This is a genomic window from Methyloceanibacter sp., from assembly GCF_035650995.1.
Lineage (GTDB): Bacteria > Pseudomonadota > Alphaproteobacteria > Rhizobiales > Methyloligellaceae > Methyloceanibacter.
Window position 1 is genome coordinate 23794 of sequence record NZ_DASRGO010000142.1, and the last position, 17168, is coordinate 40961.

A 17168-nucleotide genomic window follows, 5' to 3' on the forward strand; every position below is an offset into this window, starting at 1 on the left:
AAGGGCCTCGCAAAAGGCCCGCGCGACAGGGGCACGACCAATGGGACGCGCATTGCGCATCCTGATAGCTTTTCTGCTCGTGGTGTCTGTGGGTCTTGCGGCCTGCGGCCGCCGCGGCTCACTTGAACGGCCGACGCCCGCCTATCCCGAGACGAAAGCAGACCCGTCCACCAAGATGTCGAGGGCTCCGGCTCGCAGCCTCTGGATCGACCGCCTGTTGCAATAGACCGACTCTTCTTCAATGCACCATTTCGCCTACCGGCGCGGCGTGTCCCACGAAAACGTGCTCCACGCCGAGGAGGTCGACCTTGCCGGCCTCGCTGCCGAAGTAGGAACCCCGTTTTACTGCTATTCGACGGCAACGCTCGAGCGCCACTACCGGGTGTTCGCCGACGCTTTCGCCGGCCTGGACGGCGCTCTCGTCTGCTATTCGGTCAAGGCAAATTCGAGCCTTGGCGTGCTCGACACGCTTGGCCGCCTCGGCGCCGGCATGGACGTGGTGTCCGAAGGGGAGCTGCGCCGCGCGCTGGCCGTCAATGTTCCGCCCGAGCGGATCGCCTTCTCCGGCGTGGGCAAGACCAAGGCCGAGATGGCCTTTGCTCTCGATGCCGGCATCTTCGCCTTCAATGTCGAATCCGAGCCCGAGCTCAGGGCGCTTGCCGAGGTGGCGGAGGCCAGGGGCAAGACCGCGCGCATCGCGCTGCGCGTCAACCCCGACGTCGACGCCAAGACCCATGACAAGATCGCGACCGGCAAGGCCGAGAACAAATTCGGCGTGCCCTTCGCCGAAGCGGCGGCGCTCTACCGTCTCGCCCGCGAGCTTTCCTTCATCGAGCCGGCCGGCGTGCACATGCACATCGGCAGCCAGATCACCGACCTCGAGCCGTTCAGGAACGCCTTTGCCCTGCTCAAGGAGCTGGTCGGTACGCTGCGCGGCCAAGGCTTCGCCATTTCCTTCGTCAATCTCGGCGGCGGCCTCGGCATCCCTTACCGCCGCGACGAGCCGGTGCCGCCGGCGCCCTCCGACTACGCGCGCCTGGTCAGGGAGGAAATCGGCGATCTCGGCGTGAAGCTCCTGTTCGAGCCGGGGCGCCTGATCGCCGGCAATGCCGGCATCCTCGTCTCGCGCGTGCTCTACGTGAAGAAGGGCGCGGCGAAGACCTTCACCATCGTCGACGCGGCGATGAACGACCTGATCAGGCCGACGCTCTACGAGGCGTATCACGAGATCTGGCCGGTGATCGAACCGATGCCGGGCACGCCCGCCATCATCACCGACGTGGTCGGCCCGGTGTGCGAGACCGGGGATTACCTCGCCCTTGCCCGCCCCCTCCCCGCCCTTCGCCCCGGCGATCTCATCGCGGTGATGACGGCCGGCGCCTATGGTGCGGTGCTCGCCTCCGAGTATAACTCGCGGCTGCTGGTCCCCGAGGTGCTGGTGACCGGGAGCCGCTATGCCGTGACGCGGCCGCGGCCGAACTACGACGACATGCTTGCGAGAGAGCTTAGGCCCGGTTGGCTGTGATGCGCGTTGATTGCACGCGGAGCCTCCATTTCGCCCGCATCGAGCCCCACATTAACTGAACGTAACTTACGAGCAGCCCCCGCTCCCGTGCTAAAGAAGAGCGCATGAAAGCCGTGTTCCGGCCAAAACCGACGCCGCCCGAGACGCACGAAGATGGCGCGCTCGCCAAGAGCTTCGAACGCAAGGTGCGCCTGAGCCTTCTTGCGCTCCTTGCTGAGCGCATCTGGGAAGCTCTTCTGTGGCCGTTCTTCGTCGTCGGCACGTTCCTCGTCGTCACCCTGCTCGACCTGTGGAGCATCACCCCGCCGCTCGCCCACCGCATCCTGCTCGGCGCCTTCGGCGTCGCGCTTGTCGCCTCACTCCTCCCGCTCATCCGCATCGCCTTGCCCACACGCGAGGAGGCACTGCGGCGGCTCGAGACCAAGGCGAACGTCAAGCACCGCCCGGCGACCTCCTACGAGGACCGGCTCGGCGGCGCCCCGGTCAAGGACACCGCATTGCTTTGGGCGGCGCATCGCGAACGCCTGGCGCGGCTGATCGCGAGGCTGAAGCCGACCTGGCCCGAGCCAAGGACCGACCGCAAAGACCCCTACGCCATCCGCGCGCTCCTTCTCGTCGCGCTGATTGCCGCCCTGTTCGCCGCCGGACCGAACGGGCTCGATCGGCTGCGGCTTGCCTTCTCGCCGGCCGCGAGCGGCGCCCCATCGCTCATCCGCCTCGATGCCTGGGTCACGCCCCCCGTCTATACCGACGTGCCGCCCATCGTCCTTGCCGACGGCAGCGAGACGATCGGCGCGGGCGCCGAGACCTTCCGCGCGCTCTCCGTGCCCGAGCGGAGCGAGCTGATCGTGCGCGCGCATGCGCCTAAGGGCGAGAAGGTGAGCCTCGTCACCAGCAACGAGGAAGGCACCATCGCCAAGGTCGCCGAGCCCAAGACCGGCCGCACCGAGGGTCTCACCGAGTTCACCGCGACCCTCAACGAGCCGGGCAGCGCCGAGGTGAAGATCGACGGCTACGTCGTCGCCAAATGGCGCTTCGAGCTGATCAAGGACGAGGCGCCGACCATCAGCCTGATGGGCAATCCCACCACCACGCCGCGCGGAGCCTTGCGCCTTCTCTTCCGCGCCGACGACGATCACGGCGTCGCCAACGCCGAGGCGAAATTCACCCTCGCCGAGGGCGAGGATGCGGGGCTTGCCGCACCCGATCCTTTCCCCGTCAGCCCCGCCGACGCCAAGGGCAAGGACGCGAATGCCAAGGACCAGGCCGATCCGCTGCTCGATCCGCCGGCCATGCCGTTGCAATTGCCGCGCGCCAACGCCAAGCACGTCGAGGGTCGTTCCACCCAGGATCTTACCGCCCATCCTTGGGCAGGCCTCAAGGTGCGCATGACGCTCGTCGCCCGCGACCAGGCCGGCCAAGCCGGGCAGAGCGTCCCTTACGAGTTCGTGCTGCCCGAGCGCGTATTCTCCAAGCCGCTCGCCAAGGCCGTGGTCGAGCAGCGCAAGAAGCTCGTACGCGATCCGGGCGCCCCCGAAACCGTCGCCCGAGCGCTCGACGCGCTTACCATCGGCGCTGACAAGCTCGATGACGACAGTTTCATCTATCTGTCGCTGCGCGATGCCTATTGGCGGCTGATGAGCGATTCCTCGCGCGAGGCGATCGGCAGCGTCGTCGATCAGCTCTGGCAGATCGCGCTGCGCATCGAGGACGGCGACCTGCCCGAGGCCGAGCGCGACTTGAAGTCGGCGCAGGACGCGCTGTCTCAGGCCCTGCAGAAGAACGCCTCGCCCGAGGAGATCAAGCAGCTTGTCGACAATCTGCGCCAGGCGCTGTCGCGCTACATGCAGGCGCTCGCCCAGCAGGCCCAGGACAAGGGCAACATGGCGAAGCAGGAAGAGCAGCAGAAGAACGGCGATCAGCTGCTCTCCCAGCAGGACCTCGACAAGATGCTCGCCAACATCGAGAAGCTCGCCCAGGCCGGCTCCAAGGAGATGGCCGAGCGCATGCTGTCCGAGCTCAAGGACATCATCGAGCGCATGCAGGCCGGCAACATGCCTGAGAATGCGCGGCAGCAGCGCGCAAGCCGCATGATGAAGGACCTGAACGACGTCATCTCCAAGCAGCAGAAGCTGCTCGACGACACGTTCGCGGCCAAGCGCAAGCAGGGCGAGCAGGGCGGCCAGCAGAGTCAGCAATTCGAGATCAGCCCGCCCGGTCAGCCGATGGACTTCGGTCCCGGCATGGGCATGGCACCGTTCATGGACCTGCCGGGAGAAACCGAGCAGGGTCAGCTCAAGAGCCAGGGCGAGTCCGGCAAACAGGGCGGACGGCCGGGTGAAGGCAAGCTGGAAATGGGCCAACAGCCGCAAGGCGGCCAGCCCTCGGGACAGCACGGCGACCTCGCCAAGCGCCAGCAGGAGCTCAAAGACAAGCTGCAGAGCCTGATCGACCGCTTCCGCATGGAAGGCGCCGACGCGCCGGAACAGTTCGACGGCGCCGGCAAATCGATGGGCGAGGCGCAGAACGCACTCGGCCAGGACGATCTCGACCGCGCCACGCAGGCGCAGAACGAGGCGCTCGACAGTCTGCGCAAAGGCGCCCAATCGCTCGCCGAGCAGATGATGGAGAACGGAGAGATCCAGGCGGGACAGGGCCCGGGCAATAACGGGCGCGACCCGCTCGGCCGTCCAGACCGCTCGAACCGGCCCGATCTCGGCCTGTCGGTCAAGGTTCCCGACGAGATCGACATCCAGCGCGCCAGAGAGGTGCTCGAGGAGATCAGGCAGCGGCTCGGCGATCCGCAGCGGCCCGCCTTCGAGCTCGATTATCTCGAGCGCCTGATCAAGCCGTTCTAGCCCGAGCGGGAATGTTTGATCTTCCCCACCTGCGTCATCGCCGGGCTTGACCCGGCGATGCAGCGGCCGCTCACTCCGAGTTCTGTTGCCCCTGGATGCCCGGCCCGAGCCCGGGCATAGCGAGCCATCACCAGAAGAAATAGGCGAGCAGCGCGATCACGCTGATCGAGCCGAGCACCCCGAGATAGACACCGACCAGCACGCCCTCGGGCCAGCGGTCCATCGCCTTGCTGCGGAAGGCCTGCACGATCACCACCGGCGGAATGGCCGCGCCGACGAGGGCGAAGATCAACTCGATCGTAGTCATGGCCTCATCTCACCAGTCGGGGTGCCTCTAGGCTAGCCCTTTTGCCGCCGGTCTCGCCGGCGGAGAGGCGCTCAGGGCAGCGGCGGCCGAGGCCCATCGCGCAGCCAAGGAGTTCTGAGCCGGCTTTTGCCTGCGCCATTAAGTAGTAGCCATGCCTGATATACAGCTGGTGCTAGACGAATTCAGCCCAGGAGTGCAATTCTACACTCATTACACGTAATAGCTGTATCCAGGGAGGAGATCATGGCGCGGGTGCTGAAAATCTACGACTCCGGTGCGCCGCTCGATTTCGACACCAACGGGCTCAAGCTGATCGCCAAGTACCCGGCCTTCACGGTTGTGGAGGCCCCTGACGACGCGGCGGAGCGACTGAGTCGCACCTATCTGCTCGAAGACATCACCTCCCAATATGCCATCGACGCGCGCAAGAACGAGATTCCCACATCGATTGCGCAAGTCGATGCGAAGACCAAGAGGAAGTCTGCCGAGGCCGCGCGAAAGCGCGCCAAGCGCCTGCCGCCTGGTCCGCATCACTATGTCGTACAGTTTGTTGGGCCGATCAAAAGCGCCTGGCTCAACCAAGCGCGCAAGGCGGGAGCGCAGCTGGTTCAGCCGTACGAGGGCTTCTCCTACATCGCCAATATGGCGGAGGGCGCGGTCGAAAAGGTTGCCGAGCTGCCGTGCGTGCTTTGGGTCGGTCATCTGCCGTACGAACTACGCATAGCCAGCCATGCCCTCGCGGGCGCAGGCCGCGATCCGGGAGAGCCGCTGCCTAACGTGCCGCGCACTCGCATCCGTCCCGGCGTCTACACGGTTCAATTTTTTCTGCCTGAGCAGGCCGCCAAGGCTGCCGGCAAGATCAAGAGGCTGGGCTTTCGCGTTCTTAGCGACCAAGCAAAGTCGGGTTTGATCATCGTGCAAACCGACAAGACCGCGCGGCGCAGCTTGCTCAAACAACTCGATGCGCTTTCGCGTGTCCACGGCGTCAGTCGAATCAGCGAACGACCCATCAAGCGCAGCTCCAACAATCAAGCCGCGGTGATCATGGAAGCCGCAGCGGCGTTGGGTACGGCGCATGGCGGCCTGCAGCTGAGCGGCGCGGGCGAGGTGATCGCCGTTGCCGACACAGGTCTCGACAGCGGCGATAAGAACAATCTCCACCCCGATTTCGCCGGGCGGGTTCTCTCCATAAAGAGTTATCCCATCACGCCCGACTTCGACGGCGATGTCTACAATCCGGGGGCAGACGACGGCGCGGCCGATATCGACAGCGGTCACGGCACCCACACGAGCGGATCGGTCCTCGGCGCGGGCGTCGGCGCCTCGAACCTGCCGAATCTTAACGGTCCCATACGCGGCTTGAGCTATCGCAGCCAGCTCGTGTTCCAAGCGATCGAACAGGAGATGCATTGGCGCAATCCTCGAGGACAGCCCCGCTTTGTCCTCTCGGGAATACCAAGCGATCTCAAAACCCTGTTTGCCGACGCCTACGCCAAAGGCGCGCGGATTCACTCGAATTCCTGGGGCGGCAGCCACCCCGGTGAGTACGATGAACAATGCAGACAGGTCGATGCCTTCGTGTGGTCGAAACCCGACTTTTGCGTTCTCTTCGCAGCGGGAAATGACGGCACGGATCAGGATCGGGACGGGATTGTCGATCTCGGCAGCGTCACCGCGCCTGGAACGGCCAAGAATTGTATTACCGTCGGCGCCTGCGAAAGTCGCCGTCCTGAATTCACGCAGCGCTATGGATCCACTTGGCCCAACGACTACCCGGCCGAGCCGATCCGTTCAAATCGCCTGGCGGACAATCCAGACGAAATTGCCGCCTTCAGCAGTCGGGGCCCGACCCGCGACGGCCGCATCAAGCCCGACGTGGTCGCGCCCGGAACCTTCATCCTATCGACGCGCTCGCGCATGATCGCTCCCAACAATTTCGGCTGGGCGCGATTCCAAGCAAGCGATCTCTACATGTACGACTGCGGAACCAGCATGGCGACGCCACTTACCGCCGGGGCTGTCGGCATCATTCGCGAGTTCTTGCGCAAGAAGTGCCGGATCGCCTCGCCCTCGGCGGCGCTGCTCAAGGCGGCTCTTATTGCCGGGGCGCAATATCTCAAGGGCGTTTCCACCGACAACAATGCGCAGCCGTTCGACTACCATCAAGGCTTCGGCCGCGTGAATGTCGATGCCGTCGTCTCGGCAAAACCGCCGATCAAGCTCCTGTTCATCGAAGGCGCTGGTCTTTCGACCGGAGATATGACGGAGCGCGTGATCCGTCTCGGATCGAGCTCACACCCGCTGCGCATCGTGCTCGCTTATTCCGACTATCCCGGCCCGCGCCTCGTCAACAATCTGAACCTGATCGTCAAGACTCCCGACGGTCGTGTCTTGGCCGGCAATGGCAGTTCTCCAAGCGGGGAAAGTCTGGACGCGGCCAACAATGTGGAGATCGTACAGCTGGAACGAGCCCCGAAAGGCGAATATCGCGTGCAAATCGTCGGCTCGAATGTGCCTCGCGCGCCCCAACCCTTCGCCCTTGTCGTGCGCGGTGCCGTCGCCGACTAAGTGACCTCGCCGATGAACGGAAGCTCGCGATAGTGGTGGGCGAGGTCCATGCCGTAGCCGACCACGAACACCGGGGGACAATGGAAGCCGGTGAAGTCGGGTTCGATCTCGGCGGCGCGCCGCACCTCCTTGTCGAGGAGCACGCACGTCCTGACCGAGCGGCTGCCGCGCGCGGCAAGCAGCGCCTTGGCGAAAGCGAGCGTGCGGCCTGAATCGAGTATGTCGTCGACGATGACGACGTCGCGGCCTTCGAGCGCGCTCTCGACGTCGCGCAGCACCTTGACCTCGCCGGAGGACGAGGTCCCCGCGCCGTAGCTTGCGAGGAAAATGAAATCGATCTCGGGATGGAGTCCCTTCCGCTGCAGCGCCCTGATCAGGTCGGCGGCGAAGATGAAGCTCCCCTTCAGGATGGCGATGATGATGAGGTCATGCAGGTTGAGCGAGGCGATCTCTTGCGCGAGTTCATCGACGCGCCTTGCGATCGCCTGTTCGCTGTAGAGCGGCGTGATCGAGGGCGCCGCGGCCGCGGTCATGCTCACTCGGCCTTGGCCAGGCGTACCTTGACGCTGCGGATATTGCTCGGCGGCGAGGGGATCTGCCGCATGAAGGCCGCATGCTCGCCGGGGGCAAGCTCGTCAGCTCCCGCGTCGGTGGTCCACTCGGAGATCTCGTTACCCTTGTCGTCGCGGAGCGCGATCACGACCTGCGGCACCGAAGCGGGTGCCGAACCGGAATTCACCACCTCGCCCTGGATCTCGAGGACGGTCTGGCCGCCGTCGTTCGTCCAGCCGTAGCGCACGCCCTCGAAGGTCAGCCCGCTCGCGGCGCCGCCCCCGAACAGGCCGTAAAGCTTCTGCGCGCCGGGGAGGACCGAAAGCACGGTATCCTTGGCGAAGACGAGCATTCCGGCGATCAGCCCGACGAAAAGGAGGAGAGCGAGCCAGCCTATGGCGACCGCGCGCGAGGGAGCCTCAACCGGAGGGTGCTCGCCGGCGACAACCGCCGCAAGCTCGGCCTCTGCCGGGGGCACGTCGCCAAAGGCCGGTTCCTCGGGAGGCTCCGCCACCGCTGGCGGCTCGGGCGGAAGCTCGGGAGGCTTGACGGGCGCCGGGGCCTTTTTCGAGCCCCGCAGCCTGGCGAAGATTCCGCCGCTCGAAGGCTTCTCGTCGGGGAGCACGCCTTCGGCGGCCATCGCCGCCTCGGTGTTCATGCGCTCCACCTGGGCGGCCAAGTCCTCGTCGGCGGTGAAATCGGCGTCGAGCCGTGCCTCGGGCGCCGTTGCCGCGGCCATCTTCTGGGCGAGGCTCGGCGCGGGCTTGGCCGCTGCGGCGGCCAGTCTTGCCAGGCCGTCCGTGCCGGTCCCCACCACGGCCGGCTTGGGCTTCGGCCTCTGCGCCGGCGCCGGCGAGGGAAGCGGCTTGGGCGACGGAGGCGCCTTGGAAACGACCTTGAGCCCCGCCGCCGGGGCTTCCGGCTGCGCCACCGCCTTGGCCTGCCAGACATGGCCGCATTTCGAGCAGCGCACCTTCCGGCCTTCAGGCGGGAAAACCGCCGCGGTCTCGTAGCGCGTCTCGCAAGAAGGGCAGATAATGAGCGTCATCCAAGAAGCCAAAAGCGGCCGCAACCCTTAATCCTGCGGCAGCCCCCATGTCGTTGCCCAATTCCATTGATACCGGACAGCGAGTTCAGCATAAAGAGCGAAAGTCGGGGCCAATGTTAAGAGGCTTTAGGAAGACGGGTGATTCGCTTTGACAATGTCGGGCTACGCTATGGCGCCGGCCCGGAGATTCTGCGCGACGTCACCTTCCACGTGCTTCCCGGGTCCTTCCACTTCCTGACCGGACCCTCGGGGGCCGGAAAGACGACGCTTTTGCGCCTCCTGTTCATGTCGCTCCGGCCGACCAGGGGGCTCGTCTTCGTTCTCGGCGAGAACGTCTCCGCCCTGTCGCCCGAGGGCCGCGCCGAGCTGAGGCGGCGGATCGGCATCGTTTTCCAGGATTTCCGCCTTCTCGACCATCTGACCACCTGGGAGAACGTGGCGCTCCCCTTGCGGGTCATGGGCAAGCGCGAGCAGGACTACGGCGATGACGTGACCGACCTGTTGCGCTGGGTCGGCCTCGGCGACCGCATGCACGCTTATCCCGAGGTCCTGTCCGGCGGGGAGAAGCAGCGCGCGGCGATCGCCCGCGCGGTGATCGGCCGGCCCGAGCTTTTGCTCGCCGACGAGCCGACCGGCAACGTCGATCCCGTCATCGCCAACCGCCTGCTCCGCCTGTTCGTCGAGCTCAACCGGCTCGGCACCTCGGTCATCATCGCGACGCACGACCATGCCCTGATGGACCAGCTCGACGCGCCCCGCCTCACTCTCTTGAACGGCCATCTGCAGATTCGCTAAGGCCAGCCCGGTGACCTTCCTCTCCGACATCCGCGAATACCCCTGGACGAGCCTCATTGCCGGACTCCTGCCGCGGCGCGTCGTGACCTGGCTTCCGGCCCGCTTCCAGGCCTCGCGCTCCTCGCAGATCGTTCCCTCGGCCTCGATCGCCGGCAACGCGCTCACCGTGGTGATCGCCATCATGACCTTCCTCGCCTGCCTCACGGCCGGGGCCGTGTACATGATCAACCGCTCGGCCCAGGCCTGGGTGAACGACATCACGAGCGAGATCACCGTCGAACTCGATCCGATCAACACCGCCGACATCGAGAAGAAGATGACGCTGGTCTCGCTGTTTCTCGCCAAGCAGAAGGGCATCACCAAGGTGAAACCCTTGACCGCCGAGGACAGCGCAAAGCTGCTCGAGCCCTGGCTCGGCGAGACCACCGCGCTCTCGGCGCTTCCGATCCCGCGCCTGATCGCCGTCGAGATCGACCGCTCAAATCCCCCCGACATCGGCGTGATCAGAGACGCGCTCACCCAGAATTTCGAGGGCGTCACGCTCGACGATCACCGCCGCTGGCAAACCGAGATCAAGACCCTCACCCGCTCGGCCGCACTCGGCGGCCTGGCCGTGCTCGGCCTCGTCGCCGCCGCCACCATCGCCGTCATCGTCTCGGCGACGCGAAGCGCCATGGCCACCAATCGCGAGATCATCGAGGTGCTGCATTATGTCGGCGCCAACGAGCGCTTCATCAGCCGCGAGTTCGAGCGGCATTTCCTTGGGCTCGGCATCAGGGCCGGGCTCGTGGGCGCCATCGCCGCCGCGATCGCCTTCCTGCTGTTCCCCGTTCTCACCCACATGCTCGGCGGCGGCGGCGTCGTGACCACGGCTGAGACCGAGCGGCTGATCGGCACCGGCGAGCTCGATTTTACCGGCTACCTCCTCTGCATCCTCGTGGTCTTCGTTGTCGCCTGCCTGTGCATGGTGACCTCGCGGCTCGGCGTGATCCGCGTCCTGAAGTCCTACGAGTGATCCACGGGTTTTTCACATTGCTGTACGCCAAAGCCTGCTACATGGGCCGCGCATTTCAGCCTATTCTTGCGCCCGCCAGAGGGGGGTGGAGCGACCGGTGAGCGAGGAGAGGATCGAGGAACGGGACGAGAGGCCGGGCCGGTTCAGCGGATTCCTGGGCGGGGTGCGCCTCCTCTTCGACGGCGTGCTGTTCCTCTTCGTTCTGTTCTTCATCGGCTTTGCCGTATTCGCGAGCGGGATCGAGCGCGAGCCGCGCGAGACCGTGCGGGAGGCCGACGGCATCACCGTGCTGACCGGCGGACCCGACCGCATCGACCAGGCAATGAAGCTGCTCGCCGAGGGCAAGGGGAAGCGCGTGCTGATCACCGGCGTCTATCGCGCCACCACCAAGGAGGAGCTCAAGAAGCTTGCGAGCGAAGGGGGCCAGTATTTCGCCTGCTGCGTGGACATCGACAAGGAAGCGCGCAACACCATCGACAACGCCACCGAGACTGCCGAGTGGGTCGCCCAGCATCGGTTCCGCTCGGTCATCGTGGTGACCTCGAACTATCACATGCCGCGCGCGCTTGCCGAGCTCGGCCGCGTTATGCCGAGCGTGGTGCTGATCGCCTATCCCGTCATCGACAAAAACGTCTATCTCGAGCGCTGGTGGACCTACCCCGGGACCACCAAGCTCCTGATGAGCGAATATCTGAAATATCTCCCGGCGCTCGGCCGGCTTGGCCTGACCAGGCTCGCCAATCTCCTGTTGGGACGCGACAAGGTCGCCGAGACCGCGCCCGAGCCGTAAACTGTTCGCCTGATGGCGCGCTCGCTCCTGTTCAATCTCCTGTTCTACGTGACGACGGCGCTGTTCGTCGTCCTCGGCAGTCCGTTGCTGTTCGGTCCGCGCAGATGGGCGATGGCGGCCCTTGCCGTTCACGGCCGCTTCGAGCTCTGGCTGCTCAAGGTGATCGTCGGCCTCAAGCTCGAAGTGCGGGGGCATGAGAAGCTGCCCGGGGGCGCCTGCCTCGTCGCCTCGAAGCACCAATCGGCGTGGGAGACCTTCGGCCTCATCCCCCTCTTCCGCGACCCGGCTCTGCTCATGAAGCGCGAGTTGTTCTGGATCCCGTTTCACGGCTGGTTCTCGCGCAAGTTCGAGATGATCCCGGTTGATCGCGACAAGGGCCCGTCTGCGCTCCGCGCCATGCTGCGCGAGACCAAGAAGCGCGTCGCCCAAGGGCGCGAGATCATCATCTTCCCCGAAGGGACCCGTAAGCCGCCCGGCGCCCCGCCGGACTACAAGACCGGCATCGTCCTGCTCTACGAGGCGCTTGGTATTCCGTGCGTGCCGGTCGCGCTCAACTCGGGTGTGTTCTGGCCACGGCGGAGCCTTATGCGACGCCCCGGGACGGTGGTCGTCGAATTCCTCGATCCCATTCCCCCCTGCCTGCCTAAGGCCGAGTTCATGGCTCGACTCACTTCCGCCATCGAGACCGCCTCGAGCCGGCTTTTGGCCGAAGCAAGGGCCAAGGAATCCGCCAGTATGCACGGCGTTAACCTTTGAGTGCTTGACTGTCTTGGGGCGAGAGTTCTATTTTTGTTCCACGGAATCGTAACGAGTACTGTCTTGAATTCGTCACCGACAGACCCATTTGAGGGTTCAGATTTAGGATTAACGGACGGGACCCCCATGTGGATGCGCAAAGTAGAGGCCGAGTTCGACTCCTTCGGCCCGGCCGATGAGCCGGCGCTGGTCTGCTCGGAGGCGGCCTTCGCGCAAGCCTTCCACTATTGGCGGGGGGCCTCGGGCCGGCGCTATCTGCATAGCGTCTACAGCCTGATCGGCTGCCCCGCGCTCCCGCGCGCCAACTATATTCTTGTCCGCCGCTCCGACGACGGACGCCGCCTGGCGCTTGCCTTCGGCCAGACCAAGGACGATGCCGTCTCGCTCAACCTCGCCCATCTTCGCCACGAGGGGGCGAAGATCGGGGCGAATGAGGTGCACATCCACCTCCTCGCCGCGGATGCCGACGAGCGCGCCGGCGTCGAGGCCGACTTGACCGCGGCCCATTCCCGCCGGCTCCAGGCCACCGCGGCTTAGGTTATTTCACTGTCCAGCGATTGGTCATGGCCGGGCTTGTCCCGGTCGTGCACGATTCTCTCGTGGCGACATCAAATCGTGGATGCTCGGCCCAAGGCCGGGCGTGACGAGGTTTCTAGAGGGCTACCGCCGGGAGAGCTGATCGAGGCGCTCTTGCATTGCCGATAGCTCGGCCTTCAGCGCCGCGATCTCATCCTCGGACTTAGGCGAGGCTGCTTGCGTCTCGCTTTGCTGAGCGCCCGGCTCGACATGAGAGTTGCCGTCCTCGCCCGCACCTTTGGCGAAGGGCGTGAACAGGCCGAGCGCCTTCTCGAAGGTGGCGAAGTTCTTGCGCACCTGCTCCTGCATCGCCTCGAAGGCGGCGGTGCCGAAGGCGTGCGCGAATCGCCTGCGGTATTGCTCTTGCTGGCGCGTCAGCGAATCGAGGCTGAACTCGAGATAGCTCGGCACGAGCTTCTGCATCGAGTCGCCGTAGAAGCGAATCAGTTGCCGCAAGAAGCCGATGGGAAGCAGGTTGGTGCCCCGGCTCTCCTGCTCAACGATGATCTGCGTGAGCACAGAATGGGTGAGGTCTTCGCCGGTCTTCGCGTCGTAGACGACAAAGTCTCGCTCGCCCCGCACCATTTCGGCGAGGTCCTCGAGCGTCACATAGGTGCTCGTGTCGGTATTATAGAGCCTGCGGTTGGCGTATTTCTTGATGATGACCGGCCGGCTCTCCTGCTCCGCGTCCCTTGCCACGTCTCTAGCGCTCCTACGCCTTGGGGCCGAGCCCCAAGACTACTTTATACCGCACCTGCGAGATCAGTAGCACGTTCCTTGTGCGCAGCACCAGAGGCTTTGCCGGGAAGCTTAATGGAGATCAAAGACTGGGGCTCCGCGTTGGACCATCCATTACCCCGGGGGGTGGGCTTCCATAGATGGAGTCACTACGTTATGACCTTGGTCCCTTCGGGAGTTTGGAGATGGGTATGAAAGACGAGGATATTGTCATCGTCAGCGCGGCGCGGACGCCCGTTGGCTCTTTCAACGGCGCTTTGTCGAGCCTGCCGGCGCATGCGCTTGGCGAGGTCGCCATCAAGGCGGCACTCAACCGCGCGGGCGTGGCTCCGGCCGACGTCGATGAAGTGATTATGGGCCAGGTCTTGACCGCGGGCCAAGGACAGAACCCGGCGCGTCAGGCCGCCGTCGCTGCCGGCATTCCGGTCGAGAAGACGGCCTTCGGCGTCAACCAGGTGTGCGGCTCGGGCCTGCGCGCGGTGGCGCTTGGCGCCCAGCAGATCACGAGCGGGGACGCCGACATCGTGGTCGCGGGCGGGCAGGAGAGCATGAGCCTTTCTCCGCACTGCGCCCATCTCCGCGCCGGGCAGAAGATGGGCGCCATGGAGCTCATCGATACGATGATCAAGGACGGGCTGTGGGAGATCTTCAACGGCTACCACATGGGTAACACGGCGGAGAATGTCGCCCGCCAGTGGCAGATCACCCGCGAAGACCAGGATAAGTTCGCCGTCGCCTCGCAGAACAAGGCCGAAGCCGCCAAGAAGTCCGGCCGGTTCAAGGACGAGATCGCCCCGGTCACGGTGAAGACGAGGAAGGGCGAGACCGTCGTCGCTGAGGACGAGTACATCCGCGACGGCGCCAACTATCCGGATGTCGCCAAGCTGAAGCCCGCCTTCGACAAGGAAGGCACCGTGACGGCAGGCAACGCCTCGGGCCTCAACGACGGCGCGGCCGCCGTCGTGCTGATGAGCGCCAAGGAAGCCAAGAAGCGGAAGCTCAAGCCTCTGGCCCGCATCGCCTCCTGGGCGACGGCGGGCGTCGACCCCAAGATCATGGGCTCGGGCCCCATCCCCGCCTCGCGCAAGGCGCTGGAGAAGGCCGGGTGGGCCATCAAGGATCTTGACCTGGTCGAGGCCAATGAGGCCTTTGCCGCCCAGGCGCTCGCCGTGAACAAGGACATGGGCTGGGACGCGAGCAAGGTGAACGTCAATGGCGGCGCGATCGCCATCGGCCACCCGATCGGCGCTTCCGGCGCGCGTATCCTCACCACCCTGCTGCACGAGATGCAGAAGCGCGACGCCAAGAAAGGCCTCGCCACGCTCTGCATCGGCGGCGGCATGGGCATCGCCATGTGCGTCGAGCGGGAGTGACGCTTTAGTAAGACCGCGTCATGGCCGGGCTTGTCCCGGCCGTTCATGATTGGTCCGGATCCGGTACGTGGATGCCCGGCTCGAGGCCGGCATGACGATGCCGAGTGTAGCAGCGGGCGCCGAAGAAGCGCCGTCCAAGGGAGGAAGGCATGGGAAGGGTTGCTCTCGTCACGGGAGGTACGCGCGGCATTGGTGCCGCCGTCGCTAAGGCACTGAAGACGGCGGGCTATAACGTCGCCGCCAATTACGGCGGCAACGACGAGGCGGCCAAGGCCTTCAACAAGGAAACCAAGATCCCGGTGTTCAAGTGGGACGTGGGCGACTACGCCGCCTCCGAGCAGGGGATCGTTAATGTCGAGAACGAGGTGGGTCCCATCGAGGTGCTGGTCAACAACGCCGGCATCTCGCGCGACGCCATGCTCCAGAAGATGACGCACGAGCAGTGGGAGCAGGTGATCCGCACCGATCTCGACTCGGTGTTCAACCAGACCCGTCCGGTGATCAACGGCATGCGCGAGCGGGGCTTTGGCCGCATCATCAACATCTCGTCGATCAACGGCCAGAAGGGCCAGCTCGGCCTCACCAATTACTGCGCCGCCAAGGCGGGGCTGATCGGCTTCACCCGGGCACTCGCGCTCGAGAGCGCGCGCAAGGGCATCACCGTGAACGCGATTGCTCCGGGCTACGTCAAGACCGAGCTTCTCGCCGGCGTGTCCGACGAGGTGATGAAGTCGATCGTGAGCCAGATCCCGGTGGGACGGCTCGGCGAGGCCGAGGAGGTGGCGCGCTGCGTCGTGTTCCTCGCCGCCGACGAATCGTCCTGGATCACCGGCTCGACGCTCACCATCAACGGCGGCCAGTTCATGGATTGATGGTTGAGCTCCGCTCAATCGGAAGCCAGAAATCAGAAACCGGAAGCCAGCAGGTGCCCTTTCTGACTTTCTGACTTCTGATTTCTGGCTTCAGCCCGTCAGGGCTCGAAGCCTTCCGGCGCGATCTCGAAGCCCGAGAAGTCGAAGCCGGGGGCGACGGTGCAGCCCATGAGCGTCCAGGCGCCTTCGCTTCGCGCCGTCTGCCACGCACCCGCCGGCACAAGCGCTTGCGGATGCTCGCCCGCGAGCAAGTTCGATCCGAGCCGGTATTCGTGGCGGGCGTCCTCGCCCTTGACCGTGAGCAGAAGCGGCGCGCCGCCGTACCAGTGCCAGATCTCGGCGGCATCGACCCGGTGCCAGCGCGACACCTCTCCCGCCTTGAGCAGGAAGAGGATCGCCGTCGAGTGCGCCCGACCGCCGTGTCCGCGCGCGTCGCGAAAGGTTTCGCGATACCAGCCGCCTTCCGGGTGCGGCTTGAGCCCGAGATGGGCGATGACTTCGTCAGCGCTTAGCGCTTCGCTCATGGCCTCTCCATACCTTGCGCGTAAACGCCCCTTACTCGGGCCTGCCTGCCAAGAGCAGCAGCAGTATAATTGCCCAGCCTGCCGAGACAGCTAACAAGAGTTGCGAGAGTCGCGGTTGTCATGACCCGAGCTAGAACCGGTCCTTGCGCTTCCTGATCTCGCCGAAGATCTCGTGGAGCGGCTTCCCTTCCATGCCGAGGCGCTTCTGGATCTCTGGACTCGACGGGCGCAGGAAGGGATTGGTGACAAGCTCCTCGCCGATCGTCGTCGGCAGCGTGGGCTCGCCCTTCTCGGTGAGTGCGGCCGCTTCCGCCGCGCGCGCTCGAAGCGCCTCGTTCTCGGGCTCGATGGTCAGCGCGAACTTGCAATTCTTGTCGGTATATTCGTGACCGCAATAGACCTTGGTCTCCGGCGGCAGAATCATGAGCTTCTGTAGCGAGCCCCACATGGTCTTGGCGTCGCCTTCGAGCAGCTTGCCGCAGCCGACCGAGAACAGCGTGTCGCCCACGCACACGACCTCATCCTCGGGAAAGTAGTAACTGACATGGCCTTTCGTGTGTCCCGGCGTCTCGATCACCGTCGCCTTGGCGCTGCCGATATCGATGGTGTCGCCCTCCGCCACCTTGACGTCGATGGCGGGAATCGAGCCCGCCTCGAGAGCCGGTCCGATGATGGTGCAGCCGGTCATGCGTTTGACGATGGTATTGCCCGCCGTGTGATCGTGATGATGATGCGTGGTCAAAATGTGGGTCAGCGTCCAGCCCTTCTCGTGCAGCGCCGCGAGCAGTTCCTCGGCGTCCGGCGCATCGATCGCGGCTGTCGCCTCGGTCTTGGGATCGTGGATGAGCACGCCAAAATTGTCGCTGCGGGT

17 protein-coding genes are annotated in these 17168 nt (G+C 65.1%); 11 read left to right on the forward strand and 6 right to left on the reverse strand.

Annotated elements, in window-relative coordinates; all coding sequences use genetic code 11:
- Positions 1-40 precede the first annotated feature (40 nt).
- From lptM to VFB18_RS10780, 3 genes are all read left to right on the forward strand, one after another.
- On the forward strand, positions 41-226 hold the full coding sequence (gene lptM, locus VFB18_RS15810) for an LPS translocon maturation chaperone LptM (RefSeq protein WP_414675682.1): 186 nt from the start codon (positions 41-43) through the stop codon (positions 224-226).
- Between the two features lie 15 nt (positions 227-241).
- On the forward strand, positions 242-1525 hold the full coding sequence (lysA, locus tag VFB18_RS10775; protein WP_324974778.1) for a diaminopimelate decarboxylase: 1284 nt from the start codon (positions 242-244) through the stop codon (positions 1523-1525).
- Between the two features lie 104 nt (positions 1526-1629).
- The gene (locus tag VFB18_RS10780) at positions 1630-4383 is read left to right on the forward strand and encodes a TIGR02302 family protein (protein ID WP_324974781.1); all 2754 of its coding nucleotides are present in this window, start codon (positions 1630-1632) and stop codon (positions 4381-4383) included.
- Positions 4384-4510: 127 nt separating this feature from the next.
- Here VFB18_RS10780 and VFB18_RS10785 read toward each other — a convergent pair whose 3' ends face one another.
- A complete protein-coding gene (locus tag VFB18_RS10785) occupies positions 4511-4690 on the reverse strand; it encodes a hypothetical protein (RefSeq protein ID WP_324974785.1) in 180 nt (59 codons plus the stop codon).
- A 243-nt stretch (positions 4691-4933) separates the two neighbouring features.
- On the opposite strand from VFB18_RS10785, the gene VFB18_RS10790 reads away from it, so the two are divergent.
- Positions 4934-7258, forward strand: coding sequence for a S8 family serine peptidase (locus VFB18_RS10790; protein ID WP_324974787.1), 2325 nt, complete (start codon positions 4934-4936; stop codon positions 7256-7258).
- Here VFB18_RS10790 and hpt read toward each other — a convergent pair.
- Together hpt and VFB18_RS10800 are read right to left on the reverse strand one after the other, a co-directional pair.
- The gene (gene hpt / locus VFB18_RS10795; RefSeq protein WP_324974792.1) at positions 7255-7791 is read right to left on the reverse strand and encodes a hypoxanthine phosphoribosyltransferase; all 537 of its coding nucleotides are present in this window, start codon (positions 7789-7791) and stop codon (positions 7255-7257) included. The genes VFB18_RS10790 and hpt overlap by 4 nt on opposite strands.
- A gap of 2 nt (positions 7792-7793) precedes the next feature.
- Positions 7794-8858 carry a zinc-ribbon domain-containing protein gene (locus VFB18_RS10800; protein ID WP_324974795.1) on the reverse strand — a complete coding sequence of 355 codons (1065 nt, stop codon included), beginning with the start codon at positions 8856-8858 and terminating at the stop codon, positions 7794-7796.
- Between the two features lie 138 nt (positions 8859-8996).
- On the opposite strand from VFB18_RS10800, the gene ftsE reads away from it, so the two are divergent.
- From ftsE to VFB18_RS10825, 5 genes are all read left to right on the forward strand, one after another.
- Positions 8997-9653 (forward strand): cell division ATP-binding protein FtsE, encoded by a 657-nt coding sequence (ftsE, locus tag VFB18_RS10805; RefSeq protein ID WP_324974798.1) that lies wholly within the window; start codon positions 8997-8999, stop codon positions 9651-9653.
- A gap of 10 nt (positions 9654-9663) precedes the next feature.
- Positions 9664-10668 carry an ABC transporter permease gene (locus VFB18_RS10810; protein ID WP_324974801.1) on the forward strand — a complete coding sequence of 335 codons (1005 nt, stop codon included), beginning with the start codon at positions 9664-9666 and terminating at the stop codon, positions 10666-10668.
- 97 nt (positions 10669-10765) lie between these two features.
- Positions 10766-11458 carry a YdcF family protein gene (locus VFB18_RS10815; RefSeq protein ID WP_324974803.1) on the forward strand — a complete coding sequence of 231 codons (693 nt, stop codon included), beginning with the start codon at positions 10766-10768 and terminating at the stop codon, positions 11456-11458.
- A gap of 12 nt (positions 11459-11470) precedes the next feature.
- A complete protein-coding gene (locus VFB18_RS10820) occupies positions 11471-12214 on the forward strand; it encodes a lysophospholipid acyltransferase family protein (RefSeq protein WP_324974806.1) in 744 nt (247 codons plus the stop codon).
- A gap of 126 nt (positions 12215-12340) precedes the next feature.
- Entirely contained in the window at positions 12341-12751 is a 411-nt protein-coding gene (locus tag VFB18_RS10825; protein ID WP_324974809.1) for a hypothetical protein, read from the forward strand.
- A gap of 123 nt (positions 12752-12874) precedes the next feature.
- Here VFB18_RS10825 and phaR read toward each other — a convergent pair whose 3' ends face one another.
- Complete coding sequence (phaR, locus tag VFB18_RS10830; RefSeq protein WP_324974812.1) at positions 12875-13489, reverse strand: polyhydroxyalkanoate synthesis repressor PhaR; 615 nt, start codon at positions 13487-13489, stop codon at positions 12875-12877.
- Between the two features lie 230 nt (positions 13490-13719).
- On the opposite strand from phaR, the gene VFB18_RS10835 reads away from it, so the two are divergent.
- A complete protein-coding gene (locus VFB18_RS10835; protein WP_414675683.1) occupies positions 13720-14901 on the forward strand; it encodes an acetyl-CoA C-acetyltransferase in 1182 nt (393 codons plus the stop codon).
- A gap of 149 nt (positions 14902-15050) precedes the next feature.
- Entirely contained in the window at positions 15051-15773 is a 723-nt protein-coding gene (gene phbB / locus VFB18_RS10840; RefSeq protein WP_324974818.1) for an acetoacetyl-CoA reductase, read from the forward strand.
- 98 nt (positions 15774-15871) lie between these two features.
- Here the strand turns inward: phbB and VFB18_RS10845 are convergent, their stop codons facing one another.
- Together VFB18_RS10845 and gloB are read right to left on the reverse strand one after the other, a co-directional pair.
- The gene (locus VFB18_RS10845; RefSeq protein ID WP_324974821.1) at positions 15872-16297 is read right to left on the reverse strand and encodes a cupin domain-containing protein; all 426 of its coding nucleotides are present in this window, start codon (positions 16295-16297) and stop codon (positions 15872-15874) included.
- A gap of 130 nt (positions 16298-16427) precedes the next feature.
- The coding region (gene gloB, locus VFB18_RS10850; RefSeq protein ID WP_324974824.1) for a hydroxyacylglutathione hydrolase at positions 16428-17168 on the reverse strand (741 nt) is incomplete at its 5' end.

What these genes read in the sequence shown, in the direction of transcription:
- lptM (WP_414675682.1), top strand. Translation starts at nt 41, where the DNA reads ATGGGACGCGCATTGCGCATCCTGATAGCTTTTCTGCTCGTGGTGTCT.
- VFB18_RS10825 (WP_324974809.1), top strand. Translation starts at nt 12,341, where the DNA reads ATGTGGATGCGCAAAGTAGAGGCCGAGTTCGACTCCTTCGGCCCGGCC.
- VFB18_RS10845 (WP_324974821.1), bottom strand. Translation starts at nt 16,297, where the DNA reads ATGAGCGAAGCGCTAAGCGCTGACGAAGTCATCGCCCATCTCGGGCTC.
- VFB18_RS10790 (WP_324974787.1), top strand. Translation starts at nt 4,934, where the DNA reads ATGGCGCGGGTGCTGAAAATCTACGACTCCGGTGCGCCGCTCGATTTC.
- VFB18_RS10820 (WP_324974806.1), top strand. Translation starts at nt 11,471, where the DNA reads ATGGCGCGCTCGCTCCTGTTCAATCTCCTGTTCTACGTGACGACGGCG.
- lysA (WP_324974778.1), top strand. Translation starts at nt 242, where the DNA reads ATGCACCATTTCGCCTACCGGCGCGGCGTGTCCCACGAAAACGTGCTC.
- VFB18_RS10785 (WP_324974785.1), bottom strand. Translation starts at nt 4,690, where the DNA reads ATGACTACGATCGAGTTGATCTTCGCCCTCGTCGGCGCGGCCATTCCG.
- VFB18_RS10835 (WP_414675683.1), top strand. Translation starts at nt 13,720, where the DNA reads ATGAAAGACGAGGATATTGTCATCGTCAGCGCGGCGCGGACGCCCGTT.
- hpt (WP_324974792.1), bottom strand. Translation starts at nt 7,791, where the DNA reads ATGACCGCGGCCGCGGCGCCCTCGATCACGCCGCTCTACAGCGAACAG.
- VFB18_RS10780 (WP_324974781.1), top strand. Translation starts at nt 1,630, where the DNA reads ATGAAAGCCGTGTTCCGGCCAAAACCGACGCCGCCCGAGACGCACGAA.
- phbB (WP_324974818.1), top strand. Translation starts at nt 15,051, where the DNA reads ATGGGAAGGGTTGCTCTCGTCACGGGAGGTACGCGCGGCATTGGTGCC.
- VFB18_RS10800 (WP_324974795.1), bottom strand. Translation starts at nt 8,858, where the DNA reads ATGACGCTCATTATCTGCCCTTCTTGCGAGACGCGCTACGAGACCGCG.